Genomic DNA, 21,350 nt, shown 5'->3' on the forward strand with positions numbered 1-21,350 from the left:
GAAGCGCCTGCTGATCGGCTCCCCCTCGGCTTGCGCATATACAGGGCCGCTTCGGGCACTGACACATTTTTGTGCGCCGCATCCAAAGCGTGAGCAAAAAGTATCACCAGCTTCCGCCTTTTGCAGTGGCTGGCCATTGGCCGCGACCACTACAGTTCTCATCACCGTACGTCTGCCCTGCTTTCAGATCGCAGCGCCCGTATGGCGATGCCAAAGAACAGTTCAAAAAGCGGAGACGAACGTGAAACCAATTCGATTGTTGACAGCTTGCGCATTCCTCGGCGCAAGCTTTCCCATGCTGGCTACGGCACAAACCTGCAATGTTCCCGTGCTCAAGGTGCTTGCGCAGAAGAGCCTTGGCCTGACAGTCATGGAAAAGTCGCTGCCCGACTATGAAAAGCGCAGCGGCACCAAGATCGAAATCAACTACTTTGGTGAAAACGACCGTCGTTCGAAATCGCGACTCGACGCGTCGACAGGCGCAGGTTCCTATCAGATCTATTACGTTGATGAGGCGAACGTCGCCGAGTTTGCGTCGGCGGGCTGGGTCGTACCGCTGCTGAAGTACTACCCGAAGGACGCCGATTACGACGACTTCCTGCCGGGTCGGCGCGCCGTGGCTAGTTATAAGGGCGTCGCCTATTTCGCTCCGCTGATCGGCGGGGGCGACTTCCTGTTCTACCGTCGTGATCTTCTAGAGAAAGCGCATCTCCCGGTGCCGAAAACGCTTGATGAACTCGTTGCGGACATCAAGAACCTCAATGCGCCGCCAAACATGTACGGTTGGGTCGCACGCGGACAACGCGGTTCCGGCATGAATGTATGGCGCTGGGCGCCGTTCATGCTCGCCGAGGGCGGCACCTGGACCGACAGGAGCCAGGCGCCGGCCTTCAATTCGCCGGGCGCGGTGAAGGCGACGCAACTGTATCGGGACCTCTTCAAATACGCGCCTCCCGGTTCGGCGACGTACGACTGGAGCAATGCGCTCGAAGCGTTCCGCTCCGGCAAGGTCGCCTTCATGATCGAGTCGACGCCGTTCGCCGACTGGATGGAAGATCCGACCAAGTCGAGCGTGGCGGACAAGGTGGGATACGTCAGGCCGCCGGCACCGTTGCCGTCGGCCGCCTACGGTCATGGCCTCGCGATTTCTTCTGTCGGCGCCAAGGACGAATGCACGCGTCAGGCGGCAGGAAAGTTTATTGCCTGGGCGACGGGCAAAGATCAGGAGCAGGCCCGCCTCCGCGACAACGTCTTTAGCGACTACAACCGCACGAGCACGATCAAGAGCGATTACTTCCAGAAGCACGTCAAGCCGCAGATTCTCGCCGGCCTGAACGATACGAACCCGGTGACGAAGGTCACGATCTGGTCAAGCCCGCAGTGGCCGGACATCGGCGACAACCTTGGGATTGCGCTGGAGGAGGTGTTCACGGGCACGCAGCCGGATGTTCAGGCAACGCTGAACGACGCCGTTCAGTACGCTCAGGACGCAATGGAACACGGCGCGAAGAAGTGACGCGCACGCCCCTTGCAGCACGCGTTGTACTGCAAGGGGCACCGCCGATCCAGTCGTGGTCTCACCGGGAACACTGAGTTCGCGGATTCTACGTTGTTGGAGAAGTCAATGTTCAATCGGGGTAAAACCAGCCTTCCGTTTGTATTTCTTGGACCGCCTCTTGCCCTGATGGCGGTCCTCGGTCTCGTCCCCACTGTTGCGGCAATCAACCTCGCATTGAGAAATCGCGTGCTGCGCTATCCGGACAGCGAGTACGTCTGGCTGCGCAATTTCGCCCGGCTGTTCTCGGACAGACGGTTCCTCAATTCCATTGAAGTATCGGCGATCTGGGAAATCACCACGGTGGTCGGTGCGGTCGTGGTCGGCGTTCTGGTTGCGATCTATCTGTTCGAGCAGATACATGGCCGGATGCGCAGCATCATTTCGCTGTTGCTAATCGTGCCTGTACTTCTGCCGCGAGTCTCCGCAGCTTTCATCTGGAAGTTCATGTATTCGCCTCTCACCGGCATTCTCAGCTGGTTTCTTGGTCTGCTGGGAATTGAGAACACGGCTTTTCTTTCCGATCCGCATCTCGCGCTGTACGCGGTGGCAGTCGTCGATATCTGGCAGTGGGGATTGTTCTTCGGGGTCGTCATATTGAAACTGCTTGAAACGCTGCCGCCCGAGCCGCTCGAAGCCGCACGCCTCGACTACGCGCGCACCTGGCAGGTCTACGCGTATATCGCATTGCCGATGCTGAAGGTGCCGATCATGAGTCTGGTGTTCATCAAGATGGTCGAGTCGCTGCGCTCGTTTGATCTGGTCTACGTGATGACCAAGGGTGGCCCCGGGATTACGACTGAAACCCTCGACATGTACGCGTATTCGCAAGGCATCGGGTTGTCCGGAAAGGTCTCGTATGCCTCGAGTATGGCCGTGCTGATGATGGTCGCGACCACGCTGATTTTCACCTTCATCTGGAAGCGGGTGAACAAATGGGAAGACTGATTTCGCGAAGCACCAGTTGGTCGTTCGGCGCGGTGCTCGCCATAGTGGCCGTGTTTCCGATCTTCTGGGCGTTTCTCAATTCGTTGAAAAACCTGCTCGACATCGTTACGCCGACGCCGCGCTTCTTTTTTTCGCCGACACTCGACAACTACCGGCAGGTCGTGTCGAGCCCCGAGGTACTCATCGGACTCGCCAACAGCCTTTCTATCGTCGGCTCTGCTGTGGTGCTAGGCGCGCTGCTCGGCGTACCTGCGGCCTATGTCATCGCACGCTATCACCTGCCGGGCAAGCGCGACATCCAGTTCTTTCTGTTGTCGCTGCGGTTTCTGCCGCCGGTCGCAATCGCCGTCCCGTTGATCGCGATCTGGGTCGATGTCGGGCTGTATGACACGAAGCTGTCGATGGTGGTGACCTATCTGCTGGTCACGCTGTCGACCATCACATGGTTGTCCATTCCGGTATTCCAGCGCCTGCCGCGTGAAGTCGAAGAAGCCGCCACGCTGGACGGGTACGGCCCGTACGGGGTGTTCTGGCGAATTGCATTGCCGATCAGCGCAACCACGCTGATGGGCGGCATCGTGTTCAGCTTCGTACTGGTCTGGAATGAGTTGATGATCGCACTCGCCTTGACGTCGTCGAGAAGCGCGACGCTGCCCGTCGTGGCCTCCGCATTCACTTCCCTCGGACAGGAGGTGCCTTGGGGCGTGATCAATGCTTCCACCGTCCTGCTCGCGCTTCCTCCTATCATTTTCGTCGGCATCCTGAGCCGGCTGTTGAATTCAATGCTCAAAGGCAAGTAAGGAGACTGTTTTGAAAGCCCTCGTACTCGAAGAAGCGCGCCAACTCGCGCTGCGCGATATCGACCTGCCGCTCGAAGTCGGCCCTCGCGATGTCAAGATCAAGATTCATACGGTTGGCGTTTGCGGCAGTGATGTCCACTACTACACGCACGGACGCATCGGACCGTTCAAGGTCGAAGCGCCGATGGTGCTGGGTCACGAAGCGTCCGGCACGGTGGTCGAAGCCGGCAGTGAGGTCGAGCACCTGCGGGTGGGCGATCGGGTTTGCATGGAGCCGGGCATTCCGCAATTCGACTCGCCGGCAACGATGCGCGGGCTGTACAACCTGGACCCCACGGTGCGGTTCTGGGCAACCCCGCCGATTCACGGCTGCCTGACGCCTTATGTCGTGCATCCGGCCGCCTTCACTTTCCGTCTTCCCGACAATGTATCCTTCGCGGAGGGCGCGATTGTCGAGCCGCTGTCAATCGGGCTACAGGCCGCCAAGAAGGCTGCGATGAAACCCGGCGATGTCGCGGTCGTGATCGGCGCGGGGACCATCGGCGCGATGACCGCCTTGGCCGCGCTGGCGGGCGGCGCATCGCGCGTCATTCTCGCGGACGTGATCAAGGAAAAACTGGCGCTCTTCGCCGGCAATCCAGCGGTGACTACAGTCGATGTGCGCGAGCAACGGCTCACCGACATCGTTCGGGATGTCACCACCGGCTGGGGTGCCGACGTCGTATTCGAAGCGAGCGGCAACGCGAAGGTCTACGACGACCTGTTCGATCTGCTTTGCCCTGGCGGCTGCGCAGTCCTTGTCGGCATGCCGGTCGACCGTGTGCCACTCGATGTCGTCGCGATGCAGGCGAAGGAAGCGCGTCTCGAATCGGTGTTCCGCTACGCGAATGTGTTCCCACGCGCGCTCGCGCTGATCAGCTCCGGCATGATTGACGTGAAGCCGTTCATCTCACGCAAGTTTGCGTTTGCCGACGGCCTCAGAGCATTCGAAGAGGCGGCGGCGGGTCGCCCGAACGATGTCAAGATCCAGATCGAGATGGACTGAGCCATGGCCAAAATCGTCTGCAAAGGCCTTACGAAACGTTACGACAGCGGGCCGCCGGTGCTGCATCCCCTCGATATTGAAATCGACGACGGTGAGTTCGTGGTGTTGCTGGGGCCATCCGGATGTGGCAAGTCCACGATGCTTCGCATGATCGCGGGTCTCGAAGGTATCACCGGCGGAGATCTTGCGATCGGCGACACCGTCGTGAACGACTTGCCGGCACGCGAGCGTAACGTTGCGATGGTGTTCCAGAACTATGCGCTGTATCCGCACATGAGCGTGTACGACAACATCGCTTTTGGCTTGCGCCGTCTGAAGACACCGGCCGCCGAGATCGACCGTCGGGTGCGGGAAGTCGCCGCGATGCTGAACCTCGATACGTTGCTCGATCGCAAACCGCGGGCCATGTCGGGCGGGCAGCAGCAGCGCGCCGCGATCGCCCGGGCAATGATCAAGACACCCGAGGTATTCCTCTTCGATGAGCCGCTGTCCAACCTCGACGCGAAACTGCGAGCCCAATTGCGAGGCGACATCAAGCGGCTACACCAGCGTCTGAAGACCACGACGGTGTATGTGACGCACGACCAGCTCGAAGCCATGACGCTCGCCGACCGTGTGATCTTGATGCGGGGCGGACGGATCGAGCAGGCCGGCACGCCATCCGATCTATACCATTTCCCTCATACGCTATTCGCCGCGGGGTTCATCGGCACACCCGCGATGAATCTCATCGCCGGGATGGTCGAGCGGACAGATGAAACCTGCTTCGTCCAGGTGCAGGGCCAGCGCTGGGCTCTGGCCGGGCCGCGTTTCGCCCGGTTGCAGCCCGGCCAGAAGGTGAAACTCGCGATCCGGCCGAACTATCTGAAGGTGACCTCTGCGGACGATGAACCCGGCTCGCAAAAGCTTCCCGGCAAGGTCGAGCTGATCGAACTGCTCGGCGCAGACGCGCTCGTCACGTTCGAATTCGCCGGCGAGAGGCTGACCGCCCTGGTACCTGCGAGTGATCTCCCAGAACTGGATAGCGTGGTAACGTTTCAGTTCAAAGTAGCCGACCTGCACGTTTTCGACGCCGAGACGGAGCAAAACGTTTCATTGCCGGTTTCACGCGACACCGGAGCAACGCTCGCCAGTCCGCCACATCGAGACACGGACGTACAGCGTACGGCTTTGCATTGATAAAGAATACGCGGCGTCGAGGCCGCCGAGGAGGAGACGCGGTATGAATCCAGACCTGGAGTTGGTGCACACGCGAAAGGACGAGTCGTTCCGTGCCTGGGCGCACGACTATCCGCATACCGTGGCGAAATGGCACTTTCATCCTGAGTATGAGCTTCACGTCATCCGGGCGTCGACCGGCAAGTTTTTTGTCGGCGATTTCATCGGCGACTTCGCGCCAGGCAACCTGGTGATCACCGGGCCGAATTTGCCACACAACTGGATCAGCGAAATCGGCGAGAGCGAAACCGTGCCGTCGCGCGACGTGGTTCTGCAATTTTCGCGTGACGCGGTCGAACGCATGGTGGCTGCGTTCACCGAGCTGCAGTCGATCGTCGGCCTGGTCGACGATGCAGCGCGCGGAATACAGTTTCCAGATGAGGTAGGTCTGGCCATTGCACCGATGATGCTGGAGCTTGCCGTAACACACGGCTGCCGCCGCGTGGAATTGCTGATGTCGATCTTCGACAGATTGTCGTCGTGTACTGAGCGCACCTTGCTGGCCGGGCCGGCATACAACGTCAACGCACATCGCTACATGCAGTCCACGATCAATCAGGTGCTCTCGTACATTCAGCAGAACCTTCCCCGCACTTTGCGTGAAGCTGATGTCGCCGAGCTCGCCGGCATGAGCGTGAGCACGTTCACACGATTTTTCCGGCGACATACAGGGTGTACGTTCATGCAGTACCAGAACCGGCTCAGGATCAACGAAGCGTGTGAACTGCTGATGTGTTCGACGCTTAGCGTGACCGAAATCTGCTATCGCGTGGGCTTCAACAATCTGTCGAACTTCAATCGTCAATTCCTTTCAACGAAGGCGATGCCGCCGTCGAAGTTTCGCGCGCTGCATCAGCTTAACGAACATATGATCGCGGCTTGACGTTTTGCTTCGGCAAGACGAGTCGGCCGCAAGAACCAGGACCACACTTTTGACCTTCCTTGGAATCGACCTTGGGACCTCCGAGGTAAAAGCGCTACTCACAGACGACGAATCGCGCATGACCGCCACCGGCAGCGCGCGACTCGAAGTCGAGAAAATCCACCCCCACTGGTCCGAACAGAGCCCGCAGGCGTGGTGGAACGCCACACTCGATGCAATCGCGCAGGTGCGGGCATCCCATCCTGCGGGCTTTGCGGCGCTACGCGGGATTGGGTTATCTGGACAGATGCATGGCGCGACCCTGCTTGACCGCGCCGGTCAGGTACTACGCCCGGCGATCCTGTGGAACGACACACGGGCGTTTGCAGAATGTGTGGAACTCGAAGCACTGGTTCCAGAGTCGCGCTCGATTACCGGCAACCTCGCAATGCCGGGTTTCACAGCGCCCAAACTGCTCTGGCTCTCCAAATACGAACCGGCTGTATTCCACGCGGTACACAAGGTCCTGTTGCCGAAGGACTACGTGGCTTGGCGGCTAACTGGCGAGTTCGTCTCCGACATGTCCGATGCGTCGGGCACGCTGTGGCTCGACGTTGCGAAGCGCGACTGGTCGGACAGGATGCTCTGCGCGACGGGCCTTTCGCGTGAGCACATGCCCCGGCTGGTAGAAGGCAGCGAAGCTGCGGCACAGTTAAACGATACGTTGCGGCGCGAATGGGGCATTGCCACCCCGGTGCTCCTGTGCGGCGGTGCGGGTGATAACGCGGCCAGCGCGATCGGCATGGGCGTCACCGACGCCGGTAGCGCGTTCCTGTCACTGGGCACGTCTGGCGTGCTGTTTGCCGGGACTGACCGGTTTGCGCCGAATCCCGCCCAGGCCGTGCACGCGTTCTGCCATTGCCTGCCAGGCCGCTGGCATCAGATGAGCGTCATCCTGTCGGCGGCTTCGAGTCTCGCATGGCTGTCCAACGTGCTCAAAAAGGATGTCAGCGAGCTCGCCGGTCTTGCCGAGAAGGCTGACGGGCGAGGCGCGCCTCTGTTCCTGCCATACCTCGGCGGTGAGCGTACGCCACACAACGACGCGAATGCAAAAGGTGTGTTCTGGGGGCTAACCAGTATTCACGGTGAAGCCGACCTTGCGTACAGCGTGATGGAAGGCGTAGCTTTCGCGATGGCCGACGGTTACGCCGCGCTACAAGATGCCGGGACGACGCTGGACATCGCCTCGTTCATCGGGGGCGGCTCGCGTAGCCGTTTCTGGGCGACACTTTGTGCAACAGCCACTGGTGTTTCGATGCGCCGTCATCATGGTGGAGATGTCGGCGGCGCTTTGGGCGCTGCCCGGCTTGCGCGGCTGGCCGTCACGAAAGAGAACGTTACGCAGGTGTGTACGTCGCCCGCAACGATCGAGGTATGCGAGCCTGATGCAGCGCAGCGGTCCGTGGCCGCGGACCGGCTCGGGCGATATCGCAGGATATACGCGGCTCTCAAGAATGAATTCTCCAGATAGATGTTCATTCACATCGGCGTACCTTGGAAATTTAAATGGAGATCGCTTATGTTTTGGGGTTCTGATGTGATGGAGAACTCCAGCCAGGCAGCGAGATGCTGTGCCGGAGTGGAGAGATCGTGATATCCACGTGCGCCTTTCGAATACGATGAAAAGGGCTTTACCCGTCTGAATCAGGTGCTCAAGTGGTGTGAGAAGCACGGTCTTTACGCCATTCTCGATTTGCACGCAGTTGCGGGGTGGCAAAACGTCCATTGGCACTCGGACAACGCCTCCCGCGTCAATCCGTTTTGGGAAAGCTCGCGCTATCAGGATCGCTGCGTCGCGCTTCGGCAGGGGTTTGCGCGCCGCTATCAGGGCAGCGCTGTGGTTGCCGGCTACAACCTGATGAACGAATCGTGCGTCAATAGTTACAGGGGGATCTGCCCTGGAACGTCTACAGGAACTACCAGCCCGATTGGGCGCGCTTTGATGTGCTTTACAAGCGGGCGGTTACCGCCGTACGCGAGATAGGCCCGAAGCGCATCATCTTTCTTGGAGGCGACTGCTACTCACCACTATTCGCGGAACGATCGCGCGTGACGAACGTCTTCTTCCTACCTCAACTCACAAACGGCAACTTGCTGTCCCGCGCCTGCGCGAGCATCGAAACAGTGATCTTGCGCACTTCGAGCTTGCTCTGCGTGACATGCGCGCGCAGCATAATGCCCGCTTCGGCGAGCTTTCCGCGTTCGATCAGCGTGAGCATCGTGGCGTGCTCGTCATAGGTTGCGTCCGTGCGATGCGGCTTCAGAAAATCGAGTCGTCGCACGATGCGAATGCGCTCGGTCACTTCGTTATGCACGCGTAGCATTTCGGCGTTGCCCGCGGCTTCCACCAGCCCGCGATGAAAGCCTTCGTCGAGCCGGAACATGCGCACCGGATCGGCCTCGCGTGCGTTGCGCGGCACGCACCAGATGGCCTTGAGCGCGTCGATCGCGCGATTGTTCGAGCCGCTCGTCACGCGCTCTATAGCAGCCAGTTCGAGCACAATGCGCAAGTCGTACAGCTGATCGAGCCGCTCGAAGTCGATGTTGCACACTTTCCAGCCGCGCCGGAAGCCGACTTCCAGATAGCCTTCGCGTAGCAGACGGAACAGCGCGTCGCGCATCGGTGTGCGCGACACGCCGTAATGCTGCGCGATGCCAGTCTCCGAGAAGCGATCGCCCGGAAACAGCCGGAAGTCGAAAATGTCCTGCTTGAGTTGCAGGTACACCTGCTCGGCAAGCGGATTCGCGCCATAGACGAGTTTCGACGCATCAGGCGCCACATCGTCGGATTCGTCGATCGGGTCTTTAGCTTCGGTCAGCCGTTTGGGTTCGATGACCAGTCTCCTGCAAATCGTCCCGACATTAGCCGCATTTCCCGTAGGCGGCTTGCACGTCGGGCACATCGGGCGCATCGATCAGACTCACGTGCGCAGCAACGACTATCCAGCCGCCGAACGGCGCATCGTGCGCGCCAAGCCGCGCCCACGACTGCATCTGCCGGCCGACGAGCGGCGTCGCGTCGCTGGTGAACATGGTGCTGACCGTCGCATAGTCGCGGCCGAACGTCGTCACGACCGTGCGATGCCGTCTGCGCGAAGCCGGCACCGGCACGCACGATTCCCGCCACGCGCGAATCTCCTCGCCGCCGTGCTGGATTTCTGCAATTCCATAGCGCACCGTTTCCGGTGCGTCCCAGAACAACACGTTCATCGTGTCGATGTCATTGTCGACCAGCGCACGTTCGTAGGCTTCGAACACGGCGGTCACTTCGGCGACGATCACCGGGTCGTTGATGACAGGCGGTGTGGTCAAGCGTCGGCCTCCAGTAATTGTTCGAGCGTCGCAGTCCAGCCGACGATGCCGCCTTGCGAACGGATCATCGCGAGCGTTACTTCCTTGAACGCGGGAATGTAGCTCGCGGTCGCGTCTTCGATCACGAGACAGTCGTAACCGCGATCATTCGCTTCGCGCATCGAGGTCTGCACGCACACTTCAGTCGTTACGCCGGCAAACACGAGATGCGTGACGCCGCGCATCGCAAGCTCTTCGCCGAGCCGCGTCGCGTAGAACGCCCCCTTGCCCGGCTTGTCGATCACGAGTTCACCGTCGATCGGCGCAAGCGCGTCGATGATTGCATTGCCCTGTTCGCCTCGCACGAGTATGCGTCCCATCGGCCCTTTGTCGCCGATGCGCGCGCTCGGCTGCCCACGCAGACGTTTCGCCGGCGGACAATCGGACAGATCAGGCGCGTGCGATTCGCGCGTATGCACGATCTGCCAGCCGCGCATGCGCGCATGCGCGATGAGCCGCGCGACATCCGGCACGATGTCCGCGAGCAGCGACACGTCGTTGCCGAGCGCCGCGCCGAATCCGCCCGGTTCGATGAAATCGCGTTGCATGTCGATCACGACGAGCGCCGTCTTCGACGGCTCGAACGCGAACGGCGACGGTAACGCCTGATTAACGGTCGGCATGGCAGTCAACTCTTGTAAGTGCGTTGCGGCGGTGCGAAGCCGCAAGGTGTGCCGTCGGTCACGCGCACCTCGGCCTCCCAAGGCAAACGATATTCGCCGCGCACCATGTCATGCATGAACGTATAGGGGCAATCCTGCGCGCCGCCCTTCACCGCAACGTAGCCGCGATGTCCGAACTGATAGATGTTGTTTTCGACGCCCCAATGGATACGCGCCTCGCGCACGAGATCGGGCCGCATCTCGCAGACGATGACCTCGTCCGGGCGATGACTGCCCTCCGCCAGCACCGTTCCGTCGAAATCGCAGAACATGCCCTCGCCCATCGAATCGAACGTGCCGTCGCTTCCGCACAGACAGACGCTCGCCGTCTGCGCGAGATTCTGGAACGCGTTCGACTGATTGGTGATGCGCCACGCGTGGCGGATCGGCGCGGTGTATCCCGCCGTGCGCAGAATCACTTCTGCACCCTTGTAGGCGGCTTCGCGCGCCATCTCCGGGAACATGCCGTCGTGGCAGATGATGAGGCCGAGCTTCACGCCGCGCGGCCCGGTGCAGACCGGCACGCCGAGATTGCCCGGCTCCCACGGCTCGACCGGCACCCACGGATGCAGCTTGCGGTAGTAGAGCTGGATCACGCCCTGGTCGTCGATGATCAGTCCGCTGTTGTACGGATTGCCGCCTGGATTGCGCTCCATGATCGAAAAGCAGCCCCAGATGCGGTGCTCGACGCACGCCGCCTTGAACGCGGCCACTTCGGGGCCGTCGAGGCTGCACATGATCGCGTCGTCAGTGCGCATGGAAAGGCCATGCAACGCGTATTCCGGAAACACGACGAGATCCATCGCCGCGTTGTTGCGCCGCGCCTTGCCGACCAGTTCGACCACGCGCTGCGTCTGCGCCGCGAGCTGCGCGGGCGTTTCTACATTGGGATTCTGCAATTGCACGAGGCCGATTACGACGCCCGCGGGCGAGCGGTTCAATCCGCCGAGTCCACTCGAACTCATCTGTCATGCTCCATGAAAGGCGGCGGAGGTGTCCGCCGCTTCGGGTTGCCGATCGTCGCCGTGGCCCGCCATGTGGCGCCCGAGCACCACGCGGTCCGCGTGTTCCACGGCGGTTTCGAAAACGAGCCGCCCTTGCGCGATTACTGCGATGCGGTCGGCCAGTTCCAGCAATTCGTCGAGGTCTTCGCTCACCAGCAGCACCGCCGCGCCGGCGTCGCGCGCCGCGAGAATGCGTGCGTGTATATCGGCCACCGACGCGAAGTCGAGGCCGAACACCGGATTGGCGACGATCAGCACATCGACCGGCTGGCCGAGTTCGCGAGCCAGTACCGCGCGCTGGACGTTACCGCCCGACAGCGTGCCGATCGCGCGCTCCGGCACCGGCGGCCGCACGTTGAACTCGGCCACGCGGTTTTCGGCGCGTTCGCGTAACGCGCGACGGTTGAGGCGCCAGCCGCCCGCGCGCAACGGCGCGCGATCGAAGTCGCGCAACGCGAGGTTTTCCGCGACGCTCAGATTCGCGACACACGCATTACGCAGCGGCTCCTCGGGCAACGCGAAGACTTTCAGGCGCGTCATCGCTTCGCGCGTTGCGCGGTACGCTTCCCCCTTCACGCGCATGTCGCCCGATCGCACGCTCCGCTGGCCGACCAGCGCTTCGATCAGTTCCTTCTGGCCATTGCCCGACACGCCCGCGAGGCCGAGAATCTCGCCCGCACGAACCGCGAGCGACGCATCGCGCACCGCCACGTGTCCGCGGTCGTCCACCACCGTCAACGCCGACAGTTCGAGCGCCACCGGCGCATCGGCGACAAGCGGCCGGCGCACAGGCCGCACGTCGTCAATGCCGGCTGTCGAGCGCGCGTCGAAACCAGCGTCGCTGCCCATCATCCACGCTGCGAGGCGGTCGCGGTCGGTGTCGCGCACCGCGCAACTGCCGACGAAGCGGCCCTTGCGCAGGACAGTGACGTCGTCGGCGTAGGCCATCACTTCGCGGAATTTGTGCGTGATCATCAGCACGGTGAGTTCGCCACGCGTCGCGAGATCGCGCATGAGGCCGAGCACTTCGTCCGCTTCCTGCGGCGTCAGCACCGAGGTTGGTTCGTCGAGAATCAGCAAGCGCTGACGCAGATACAGTTGCTTCAATATTTCGAGCTTCTGCTTTTCGCCGGCTGCGAGACTCGACACCGGCGTGTCGAGTGCGAGCCGGAACGGCATGCCGCGCATGAACGCGCCGAGCGCCTTGCGTTCGGCTTGCCAGTCGATTTTCCACGGTAGCCGGCCACGTGCGAGAAGCAGGTTCTCTTCCACCGACAAACCCGCTGCCAGCGTGAAATGCTGGTAGACCATGCCGATGCCGAGCGTCTGCGCATCGCGGGGCGAAGCAATGCGCACTTCGTGGCCGTCCGCGGCGATCTGGCCGCTGTCGAGCACGCCGTACCCGACGAGACCTTTCACCAGCGTGCTCTTGCCCGCGCCGTTCTCGCCGAGCAGCGCGTGCACCGTGCCTGCGCGCACCTTGAGCGTCACGTCGTCGAGCGCGCGGAAGGCACCGAAGCGCTTGCTCGCGCCGAGCACCTCGATGCCGAGCGCGCCGGTGTGCGACGGCAGCGGTTTCATGCTGGCGAGCGTCGACATGATCAGCGTCCGAGCGCGGCAATCAGGGCGGTGGAATCCGACACCGTGCCAAACACGCCGCCCTGCATCAGCACCATGTTCAGTGCCGCGTCGTGATTGCCCTTGTCGGTCGCGCCGCAGCAGTCGGCGAGAACCGTGCATTCGAAGCCGCGGTCATTCGCTTCGCGCATCGTCGTATGCACGCACACGTCGGTCGTGATGCCGGTCAGCACCAGATTGACGATGCCGCGCGTGCGCAGAATAAGTTCGAGATCGGTGGCGCAGAACGAGCCCTTGCCCGGCTTGTCGATGACGATCTCGCCCGGCAGCGGCGCCAGTTCGTCGATGATGTCCCAGCCCGGTTCGCCACGCACGAGGATCTTGCCGCACGGACCGTCGTCGCCGATGCCGATGCCGCCCGTGCCTGCGCGGCGGCTGCGCCAGCGCTTGTTGGCAGGAAGATCCGACAGATCGGGCCGGTGTCCTTCGCGGGTATGGATGATGGTGAAGCCCTGCTCGCGCATCGTCGCCAGCACGCGGCTGATCGGTTCGATCGGCGCGCGCGTGAGCGACAGGTCGTAGCCCATCTTGTCGACATAGCCGCCGATGCCGCAGAAGTCCGTCTGCATGTCGATGATGATGAGCGCCGTATTGTCGGCGCGCAGCGCGCCGTCGTACGGCCACGGATACGGTCGGGCTTCGATGAAACGGGTCATGTCAGGACTCCGATGAGACGAAAAGTAGGTGGATCGCTTCGACGGTTTCAGCGCGTGAGACTCAGTTCGCCGGGCGCACCTGCGAGCGTGCGATCCGGCCGGCAGTTGACGATCATGATTGCGAGCGTGAGCACGTACGGCGCGGCGTTGTACAGGTAGTAGCCGCTCGTCACGCCGATCGCCTGCAGCGCGGGGCCGAGTGCGCCGGCCGCGCCGAACAGCAGCGCCGCCCACAGACAGCGCAGCGGCTGCCAGCGCGCAAAGATCACGAGCGCGACGGCCATCAACCCCTGGCCGCTCGACAGGCCTTCGTTCCAGCTGCCCGGATAAACGAGCGACAGATACGCGCCACCGACGCCCGCGAAAAATCCGCCGACCGCCGTCGCCGCGATGCGTATGCGCGTGATCGCATAGCCCATCGCCCGCGCGCTCTCCGCGTTTTCGCCGACGAGCCGCAGCGTCATGCCCCAGCGTGTGGAGCGCAAGCCCCGTTGCAGAACGAACGCGAGCACGACGCCGATCAGGAACAGCGGATTCACGTGTAGCGCGTTATGCAACTGCGGCGATGCGCTCCACGCGCCGAAGTCGAAGGAGCGCAGCATCGCCGCCTGCGGCTCGATGAACGGCTTGCCGAGATAGAACGCGAGGCCGGTGCCGAACAGCATCAACGCGATACCGAACGCGATGTCGGACACGCGCGGCAGCGAGCAGACGAGTCCGTGCAGACAGCCGAGCAGCAGGCCTGCGCATCCGGCAATCAGCACGCCGAGCCACGGCGAACCGGTCAGATACGAGCCTGCGTAACCGCTCATCGCGCCCGACACGAGAATGCCTTCGAGCCCGAGATTCACGCGCCCGCCCTTCTCGGTCAGGCATTCACCGAGGCTTACGAACAGATACGGTGTGCTGACACGAATCGCGCCCGCAAAGAGCGAGAACAGCAGCACGGCAACGGGCGAGTGCAGATCAGGCATGAGTTTGCTCCAGCGGATGCGGCACCCCGGATTGCGCGAGCGCCTGCAACTTCACGCGCCACGCGGCGAGCCGGCCGCCGAGCGCTTCCCACGCGAGCAGGTTCGCGAACAGCAGCCCTTGCAAGACGAGCGTGGTCGCGTCGGGCAGATCGAGGCGGCGTTGCAGCAGACTGCCGCTTGCCTCGATGCCGCCGATCATCAACGCGCACGCGATGATCGCGAGCGGATTTTGTCGTGCAGCGAATGCGACGAGGATGCCCGCGTAGCCGTACCCTGCGAGCAGCGACGCGTTCGCGCTGCCCTGCACCGCCGAAACTTCGAACATGCCGGCGAGTCCCGCGGCGGCGCCGCCGAGCACGCATGCGCTCAGCGCGAGCGAGTTGACGGGCAGGCCGACGAGGCGTGCGGCGCGCGCGTTGCCACCCATCACGCGCATCGCGAAACCCTTGGTGCTGTGACGCACGAAGATCCACGCACCGACGCACGCGAGCGCGCCCCAGAAGAGTCCCCAATGCACGTCGAGTCCCGGCAGCGAGCCGATCGTGAACGCATCGGGCAGCGGCAGCGTCGACGGCTTGTTCAGGCTCGCCGGATCGCGCAACGGCCCTTCGACCAGATGCTTGAACAACGCAATCGCGATATACGACATCAGCAGCGAGCTGATGGTCTCGTTCACGCCGCGCCACTGCCGCAACGCGCCGACCGTGCCGATCCACGCGCCGCCGGCGAACATGCCCGCCAGCGCCATCGCGGGCGTCGCCACGAACCACGGCGTGCCGTGCGGCAGCAGTTGCGGCGTGAGCGCCGCAGCGAGTCCGCCGAGCGCGAGCGCGCCCTCGCCGCCGATCACGATCAGGCCGACCTGCGCAGGCAGCGCCACGCACAGCGCGGTGAGCATCAACGGCGCGGCGCGCAGCAGTGTGCTCTGCCACGCGAACGCCGAGCCGAATGCACCTTGCGCAATCAGCACGATCGCGTCGCCGGCGGGCTGGCCCTGCACGAGCAGAAAGATCGCGAACAGCAGCAGCGTGCCGGCGAGCGCCGCGAGCGTCGGCAATGCGGGCAGCACGCCGAGCAGCGCGCGGGCAAAGCCGGGCGACGTCACCATGAAAGCATGAGCACGCATGGTCTCTCCTTCAGTTGCGCGAATTGCGCTGTCACCACGCTGGATCAGATCTGGCCCACCACACCCGCGACGAGATAGTTCATGCTCTCGAGCGTGATATCGGTCTGAGCGTAGACCGTGGAGGACGCGATCGCGGTGCCGCCCTTGTTGTCCTTCAGCGGGCCCTTGAAGATGACGAACTGGCCGGCCATCATCTGCGCCTTGACGGCGTCGGCTTTGGTCATCGCGGCGGCCGTCACCTTGGCGCCATAGGGCGACATCTTCACGAAGCCTTCCTTGAGGCCGCCGCGCAGAATGTTCGGCTGCGGCGTGCCGGTCTGCGCGTCACTGACGAGCGTTTTGTACGGCGTTGCCCAGTCCCACTCGGCGCCCGTCAGATAGCCCTTCGGCGCGAGCGCCGCCTGGCTCGCGTGGTAGCCGCAGCTCATCGCGCCGCGCTTCTCCGCCGTTTCGATCACGACCTTCGGACCGTCGACATGGCAGGTCAGCACGTCGCAACCCTGATCGACGAGACTATTGGTCGCTTCGGCTTCCTTGACCGGCATCGACCAGTCGCCCGTGAAAATGACGTGTGTCGTGATGGACGGATCGACCGACTGCGCGCCGAGCGTGAACGCATTGATGTTGCGCAGCACCTGCGGAATCGGCTTGGCCGCGACAAAACCGAGCTTTTTGCTCTTGCTCATGTGGCCCGCGACGACGCCGTTCAGGTACTGGCATTCGTCGATGTAGCCGAAGTAGCTCGCGATGTTCGACGGGTTGCCCTGCTTCCAGAGTCCGCCGCAATGCGCGAAACGCACCTTCGGGTACCTGGCCGCCATCTTCAGCACGTGCGGATCGAAGTAGCCGAACGAGGTGGCGAAAACGAGCGTCGCGCCGTCCTGTTCGATCATTGCTTCCATCGACTTCTGCGCAGCCACCGTTTCCGGCACATTCTCTTCTTCGACCACCTTCACGTTCGGCATCTTCTTGATGACCGCGGCGGCCTGGGCCTGCGCCTGGTTGTAGCCATAGTCGCCCTTCGAGCCGACGTAGATCACGCCGACGGTGAGCTTTTCGGCAGCGAACACGCTTTCGAGCGGTAGCAGGCTGCCGAGCGCGAGCGCGCCCGCCTGCTTGATGAAGTCGCGACGTTGAGTCATGGTGGGTTTCCTTGAATTGGTCGTGCACTGCGTTCTGAATGCTGGATTTCCGATGCCGGGCATCAGGCGTTCGGCTGCGGCGCGCGATGCGCGAGATACATGCGCCAGCCGCCGTAAGCGGTAATGTCGAGGGCGCCCGCGTCGTGCGCGACCGCCGAGGGCTCACAGACGAAGCCCTTCACACTGCGTCCGTCGATGGTCTCGAGCGTGCCGATGGCGAGCGGCGCGGGCACGGCGGCGACGAACGCGCCGAACGTGCGCAGCGGCACTTCCCATAGTTCGATAGCGATGGCTTCGCCTCCTGCCGCGTCGCCCGTGCGGCGCACGAGGCCGGGTTTCGGCGGCAACGTGCGGGCGAGCGAATAGAGCCGGTAGCAAGGCGCGGTCGTCGTGGCTTCGACGAAGCGCGCGCCGGCTTGCAGCAGTTGCCAGTTCAATGGCTCGCCGCGCAGATGCGCACCGACCACGGCAAGCGTGACGACCGGTTCCTGGATCGGCAGCGGCTGGCTCGCGATGGCGTCCGCATCGCGTTGCTCGACGGCGTCGCTGAACAGCGCCTGAATACGCGCGCCGAGCAACGCGAGCTGCTGATCCGCGCCCGATGGTCCGATCAGCGTCACGCCTGCAGGCAGACCATCGGCGCGCGGCACGCCGGGCACGGCGAGTGCGCACAGATCGAGCAGATTGACGAAGTTCGTATAGACGCCCAGACGGCTGTTCACCTCCACCGGGTTGGCCTGCACGTCGGCGATGGTCGGGTGCGTCGGCGTGGTCGGCACGATCAGCACGTCGGCGTGCTCGAAAAGTGCTGCGGCCTGGCGAGCCAGCCTCGCAAGCGCGTACTGCCCGTCGAACGCGGCGGCCGCATCGAAACGCTCCGCCTGGCCGATCACCTTCGCGACGGTTGGGTCGATATCGTGGTGATGTGTCGTGAAAAACGTGCCGAGCGCGGCGCGGCGCTCGGCCACCCACGGACCGTCGTAAAGGAGCGCGGCGACCTGCTGCAGCGGCGCGAAGGCGAACGTGGACGGCGTCAACGCGAGACGCCTGGCGATGCCATCCATGGTCGCGGCGAAGGCGGCCGATGCGTGGTGGTCGTCGAAGAACGTGAGCGTGTCGGGAATCGCAATGCGCAATGGCGCGTGTTGCAAACCGCGCGAGGGCAGCGGCCTGGAGTAACCGTCGTGCGGGTCGTAGAACGCGAGCCGGTCGAGCACTTGCCAGGCATCGGCGACGTCGTGCGCGAACACCGACAGCGTATCGAGTGTGCGGCACGCCGGCACGACACCGCGCTTGCTGACGAGCCCGAGCGACGGCTTGAGCCCCACCAGCCCGTTGAAGCCCGCAGGCACGCGTCCGGAACCCGCGGTATCGGTGCCGAGCGAGAACGCGACGATGCCCGTCGCAACCGCAATCGCCGAACCGGAGCTCGATCCGCCCGACACGTATTCATCGCGCGTGATCTGACGCACCGCACCGTATGGCGAACGCGTGCCGACGAGCCCCGTCGCGAACTGATCGAGATTGGTCTTGCCGACGAGAATCGCGCCCGCGTCCAGCAGACGCGCCACCGCGAACGCCGTCTCGTCCGGCGCGTAGGCGAAGGCATCGCATGCGGCGGTGGTCGGCAGGCCCGCTACGTCAATGTTGTCCTTCACCGCGAACGGCACGCCGAACAGCGGCATGCGGGCGAAGAGCGCAGGGCCTTCGTCGGCGAGCAGACGTTCGAGTTCGGTGGCGCGCGCGACGAGCGAGGCTTCGGACACGCGAAGGATCCACGCTTCCGGACGATGCGTGGTGGCAAGACGTTGCAGCACTGCGGCGACCGTGTCGCATGGCGATGTTTCGCCTTGACGATAAGCGTCTAGCAGCGCGCGAACCTTGAACGGAGCGATGCGTTCCATGAGTTCAATCTTGAATACAAGTTGAACATGCAAGGCAGGTTTTGTGCCAGATTGGCTGGCACAGACTGCGAATGCTTATTTGAAAAGGCTTTGCGCCTATCGACTCTATTCAGTGACGGCGCAGCTCGGGTGACGCAGAGACCGGCGCGCTTCATCGCTGACCGTTTTGCGGTGTGCTTCGGTGCACTGATTCACGGAGGCTGTGCACGACGCAGCCCGTTGCACCAACTAGCTGATCGATCACATATGGCCACGCTCAGACACGCGCCGCCGCCATCCGGCCAGGCGTACGGCGTGCAACGCCTGGCGCTGCTCGACAATGAATGCGTCAAATCTCGCAAATCCCGAGGGCATTGTCACGTTGCTGTACCGGTCGCTTAACATGTCGCAATGAACAGCGCGAATCGCTCTATCACCGCCATCGCTTTCCCGCAGTCGTTGGCAGTTGCGCGGTTCGCTGCTATTGTCGGTTGCAGTTGCGTCTGCGCGATATCGAGGAGCCGCTGTCTGAACGCGGCGTGGTCGTGAGCTACGAGACGGTCCGACGTTGGTGCGAAAGCCCGGCGCAGGCTTTGCACGTCGCATCGAGGCGGCTCGCCGCAGACTCGTATCATCGGGCTTCATAAGTCATCCTTCACATATCGACTTTGCTTGTCCCGCTTGCCTTACTGCGACAGAACCGGTATTTGCGCTTCGCGCGGAAAGTAGCACGCCGGCGATTTGACGTGCACATACTGATTCCCGCAGGGCAGGCCCGCATAGTCGACGGTCCGGGTTGTCGCAGTCTGCACAAGCGGCGCACGGTGAGCCTGTGCCGACGAATAGGCGCAGCCGTTCAGCAGAGCGACGAAGATCAGGCCAATGAGAGTTCGTATCATGAGGAATTTGTCGCGTGGTCCGACTCAATGAGCTTCCTTTGGCGCCGCGCTCGAGGCCAGCGCGTCCGACCTGTTCCACCAGCCGCCGCCGACGGCCTGAAAGAGCGCCGCCGTGTCCGCGAGCCTCGCAGCTCTCGCCTGGATCACGGCGACGTGCGCCATTTCATAGCTTTGCTGTGCCGTCAGCACGGACAGGTAGGCGATCTCCCCCGTCTGCAGCTTCCGGCGGGCGATATCGAGGCTGCACGATGCAGCCTGTTCGGCGGCCACGGACGCTTCCAGCGTCTTCGCATCGGCTTGCACACTCTGCAAGACATCGGCAACGTTCTGGAACGCGTTGATGACCGTCAGGCGGTACTGAGCCCCGGCCTGCTCGTAGACCGCCTGAGCGGCGCGCTGGCGGTGCAGCAGCGCCCCGCCCTGGAAGATGGGCTGCGCGACCTTGCCGACCACGTTGAAGAACTGGTTGTACGGCGTGAACGCGTTGGCGAGAGCATTCGGTGAGGTGCCCAGTGCGGCGCTCAGTGAGATCTGCGGCAGCCGGTTGGCGATGGCGACGCCGACTTGCGCCGAGGCCGCGTGCAAAGCAGCGGCAGCGGCGCGAATATCCGGGCGTTGCTCGACGAGGCTGGACGGCAAGCTCACCGGAAGATTGTCGGGCAGGTGCAGGTCCGCCAGATCGAAGTGCACCGCCAGGTCTTCATTCGGAAAGCCTCCCACCAGAGCAGTCAGCGCATCGCGCTGCAGCGCCCGTTGCTTTTCGAGCGGCGGCAATGCCGCTTGCGCCTCTGCGAGCACAGCCTGCTGTTGCAACAGATCGGCCTGTGCGGCCTCGCCGAGCATGTATTCGCGGCGGACGATGTCCGCGAGTTCGGTATCGGCCTTGATCATCTCCTCTTGCGCGGCAAGCTGACCGCGCAAGGCCGCTTCGTCGATCGCCGCGAGCACCACGTTGCTGCTCAACGTCAGATAGGCCGCTTCGAGTTCGAAGCGCTGATTCTCGGCTTGCGCGGCCGCCGATTCGACGGTCCGGCGATTCAGGCCAAAAGCGTCGAGCGAATAGGAAACGCTCAGCTCCCCTGTGTAGAGCGAATAGATGCGCTGGTTATTCGCCGCGACCGGTGCGAGGCTCGCAGTCGGCGTCCCGTTCCTGCTGCCCGACGCATCGAGACCGATGCTGGGGAAGAACGCCCCCTCCTGCGCCAGCATGTTTTCGCGCGCGCTAGCGAGCGCAGCGTGTGCGGCGTCGATCGTCGGGCTGCGCCTGAACGCCCGATCGATCAGCTGGTTCAACTGCGGGGACTGGAACAGCGTCCACCATTGCCCGGGTATATCGCCGCCGGCGACGAAGTCCTGCGCCGGCCCACCCGCGCCGGCCGCCGCCGCGGTCCTCGAAGGCAACGGCGCTTGCGTATAGCCAGCCCCAGTCGGCGCGGCGGGCTGCGTGAAGTTGGGACCAACCGCGCAACCCGCGAGCAGCAACGGTATCAACAGGCTGGACGAACGTTTAAAGGTGATCATGTGAGT

General features: G+C 63.1%; 19 protein-coding genes and 1 pseudogene. 9 read left to right on the plus strand and 11 right to left on the minus strand.

From position 1 onward, the window contains the following. Window positions 1-295: 295 nt before the first annotated feature. The 8 genes from HV770_RS26365 to HV770_RS26400 all read left to right on the plus strand — a co-directional run bounded on the left by HV770_RS26365 (window position 296) and on the right by HV770_RS26400 (window position 8,472). On the plus strand, window positions 296-1,516 hold the full coding sequence (locus HV770_RS26365) for an ABC transporter substrate-binding protein (protein WP_175164651.1): 1,221 nt from the start codon (window positions 296-298) through the stop codon (window positions 1,514-1,516). A 108-nt stretch (window positions 1,517-1,624) separates the two neighbouring features. After that, window positions 1,625-2,503 (plus strand): carbohydrate ABC transporter permease, encoded by an 879-nt coding sequence (locus tag HV770_RS26370; RefSeq protein WP_175164522.1) that lies wholly within the window; start codon window positions 1,625-1,627, stop codon window positions 2,501-2,503. Further along, window positions 2,491-3,303: a carbohydrate ABC transporter permease gene (locus HV770_RS26375; protein ID WP_175164524.1), complete on the plus strand. Its 813-nt coding sequence runs from the start codon at window positions 2,491-2,493 to the stop codon at window positions 3,301-3,303. The genes HV770_RS26370 and HV770_RS26375 overlap by 13 nt, the downstream gene beginning before the upstream one ends. 10 nt (window positions 3,304-3,313) lie before the next feature. Further along, complete coding sequence (locus HV770_RS26380) at window positions 3,314-4,348, plus strand: NAD(P)-dependent alcohol dehydrogenase (protein ID WP_175164526.1); 1,035 nt, start codon at window positions 3,314-3,316, stop codon at window positions 4,346-4,348. 3 nt (window positions 4,349-4,351) lie between these two features. After that, window positions 4,352-5,527, plus strand: coding sequence for an ABC transporter ATP-binding protein (locus HV770_RS26385; RefSeq protein WP_175164528.1), 1,176 nt, complete (start codon window positions 4,352-4,354; stop codon window positions 5,525-5,527). Between the two features lie 43 nt (window positions 5,528-5,570). Continuing rightward, window positions 5,571-6,449, plus strand: a complete 879-nt coding sequence (locus HV770_RS26390) for an AraC family transcriptional regulator (protein ID WP_175164530.1) — start codon at window positions 5,571-5,573, stop codon at window positions 6,447-6,449. A 49-nt stretch (window positions 6,450-6,498) separates the two neighbouring features. Continuing rightward, a complete protein-coding gene (gene xylB / locus HV770_RS26395; protein ID WP_175164652.1) occupies window positions 6,499-7,959 on the plus strand; it encodes a xylulokinase in 1,461 nt (486 codons plus the stop codon). Window positions 7,960-8,136: 177 nt separating this feature from the next. Further along, complete coding sequence (locus HV770_RS26400) at window positions 8,137-8,472, plus strand: cellulase family glycosylhydrolase (RefSeq protein WP_246291168.1); 336 nt, start codon at window positions 8,137-8,139, stop codon at window positions 8,470-8,472. Window positions 8,473-8,560: 88 nt separating this feature from the next. Here the strand turns inward: HV770_RS26400 and HV770_RS26405 are convergent, their stop codons facing one another. The 10 genes from HV770_RS26405 to atzF form a co-directional block, all read right to left on the minus strand. Continuing rightward, window positions 8,561-9,391 carry a GntR family transcriptional regulator gene (locus tag HV770_RS26405; protein ID WP_246291169.1) on the minus strand — a complete coding sequence of 277 codons (831 nt, stop codon included), beginning with the start codon at window positions 9,389-9,391 and terminating at the stop codon, window positions 8,561-8,563. Next, window positions 9,351-9,800 (minus strand): oxalurate catabolism protein HpxZ, encoded by a 450-nt coding sequence (hpxZ, locus tag HV770_RS26410; protein ID WP_175164534.1) that lies wholly within the window; start codon window positions 9,798-9,800, stop codon window positions 9,351-9,353. Before hpxZ ends, HV770_RS26405 begins: the two co-directional genes overlap by 41 nt. Continuing rightward, window positions 9,797-10,462 (minus strand): cysteine hydrolase family protein, encoded by a 666-nt coding sequence (locus HV770_RS26415; RefSeq protein WP_175164536.1) that lies wholly within the window; start codon window positions 10,460-10,462, stop codon window positions 9,797-9,799. Before HV770_RS26415 ends, hpxZ begins: the two co-directional genes overlap by 4 nt. A gap of 5 nt (window positions 10,463-10,467) precedes the next feature. Beyond that, window positions 10,468-11,466 carry a formamidase gene (locus HV770_RS26420; RefSeq protein WP_175164538.1) on the minus strand — a complete coding sequence of 333 codons (999 nt, stop codon included), beginning with the start codon at window positions 11,464-11,466 and terminating at the stop codon, window positions 10,468-10,470. Between the two features lie 3 nt (window positions 11,467-11,469). After that, on the minus strand, window positions 11,470-13,104 hold the full coding sequence (locus HV770_RS26425; protein WP_175164540.1) for an ABC transporter ATP-binding protein: 1,635 nt from the start codon (window positions 13,102-13,104) through the stop codon (window positions 11,470-11,472). 2 nt (window positions 13,105-13,106) lie between these two features. Further along, window positions 13,107-13,799, minus strand: coding sequence for a biuret amidohydrolase (gene biuH, locus HV770_RS26430; protein WP_175164541.1), 693 nt, complete (start codon window positions 13,797-13,799; stop codon window positions 13,107-13,109). A gap of 47 nt (window positions 13,800-13,846) precedes the next feature. Next, window positions 13,847-14,773, minus strand: coding sequence for an ABC transporter permease (locus tag HV770_RS26435; RefSeq protein WP_175164543.1), 927 nt, complete (start codon window positions 14,771-14,773; stop codon window positions 13,847-13,849). Then, window positions 14,766-15,899, minus strand: a complete 1,134-nt coding sequence (locus HV770_RS26440; RefSeq protein ID WP_175164545.1) for an ABC transporter permease — start codon at window positions 15,897-15,899, stop codon at window positions 14,766-14,768. The genes HV770_RS26435 and HV770_RS26440 overlap by 8 nt, the downstream gene beginning before the upstream one ends. A gap of 44 nt (window positions 15,900-15,943) precedes the next feature. Continuing rightward, complete coding sequence (locus tag HV770_RS26445) at window positions 15,944-17,041, minus strand: BMP family ABC transporter substrate-binding protein (RefSeq protein ID WP_175164547.1); 1,098 nt, start codon at window positions 17,039-17,041, stop codon at window positions 15,944-15,946. Window positions 17,042-17,103: 62 nt separating this feature from the next. Then, the gene (atzF, locus tag HV770_RS26450) at window positions 17,104-18,945 is read right to left on the minus strand and encodes an allophanate hydrolase (RefSeq protein ID WP_175164549.1); all 1,842 of its coding nucleotides are present in this window, start codon (window positions 18,943-18,945) and stop codon (window positions 17,104-17,106) included. 353 nt (window positions 18,946-19,298) lie between these two features. Between atzF and HV770_RS38885 the strand changes: the two are divergent. Then, window positions 19,299-19,549, plus strand: a pseudogene (locus HV770_RS38885) (IS6 family transposase); the annotation flags it as partial. Window positions 19,550-19,847: 298 nt separating this feature from the next. Here HV770_RS38885 and HV770_RS26460 read toward each other — a convergent pair. Beyond that, complete coding sequence (locus tag HV770_RS26460; protein WP_175164553.1) at window positions 19,848-21,344, minus strand: efflux transporter outer membrane subunit; 1,497 nt, start codon at window positions 21,342-21,344, stop codon at window positions 19,848-19,850. Window positions 21,345-21,350 lie beyond the last annotated feature (6 nt).

It is taken from the genome of Paraburkholderia fynbosensis (assembly GCF_902859935.1).
In the GTDB taxonomy this organism is placed as follows: domain Bacteria; phylum Pseudomonadota; class Gammaproteobacteria; order Burkholderiales; family Burkholderiaceae; genus Paraburkholderia; species Paraburkholderia fynbosensis.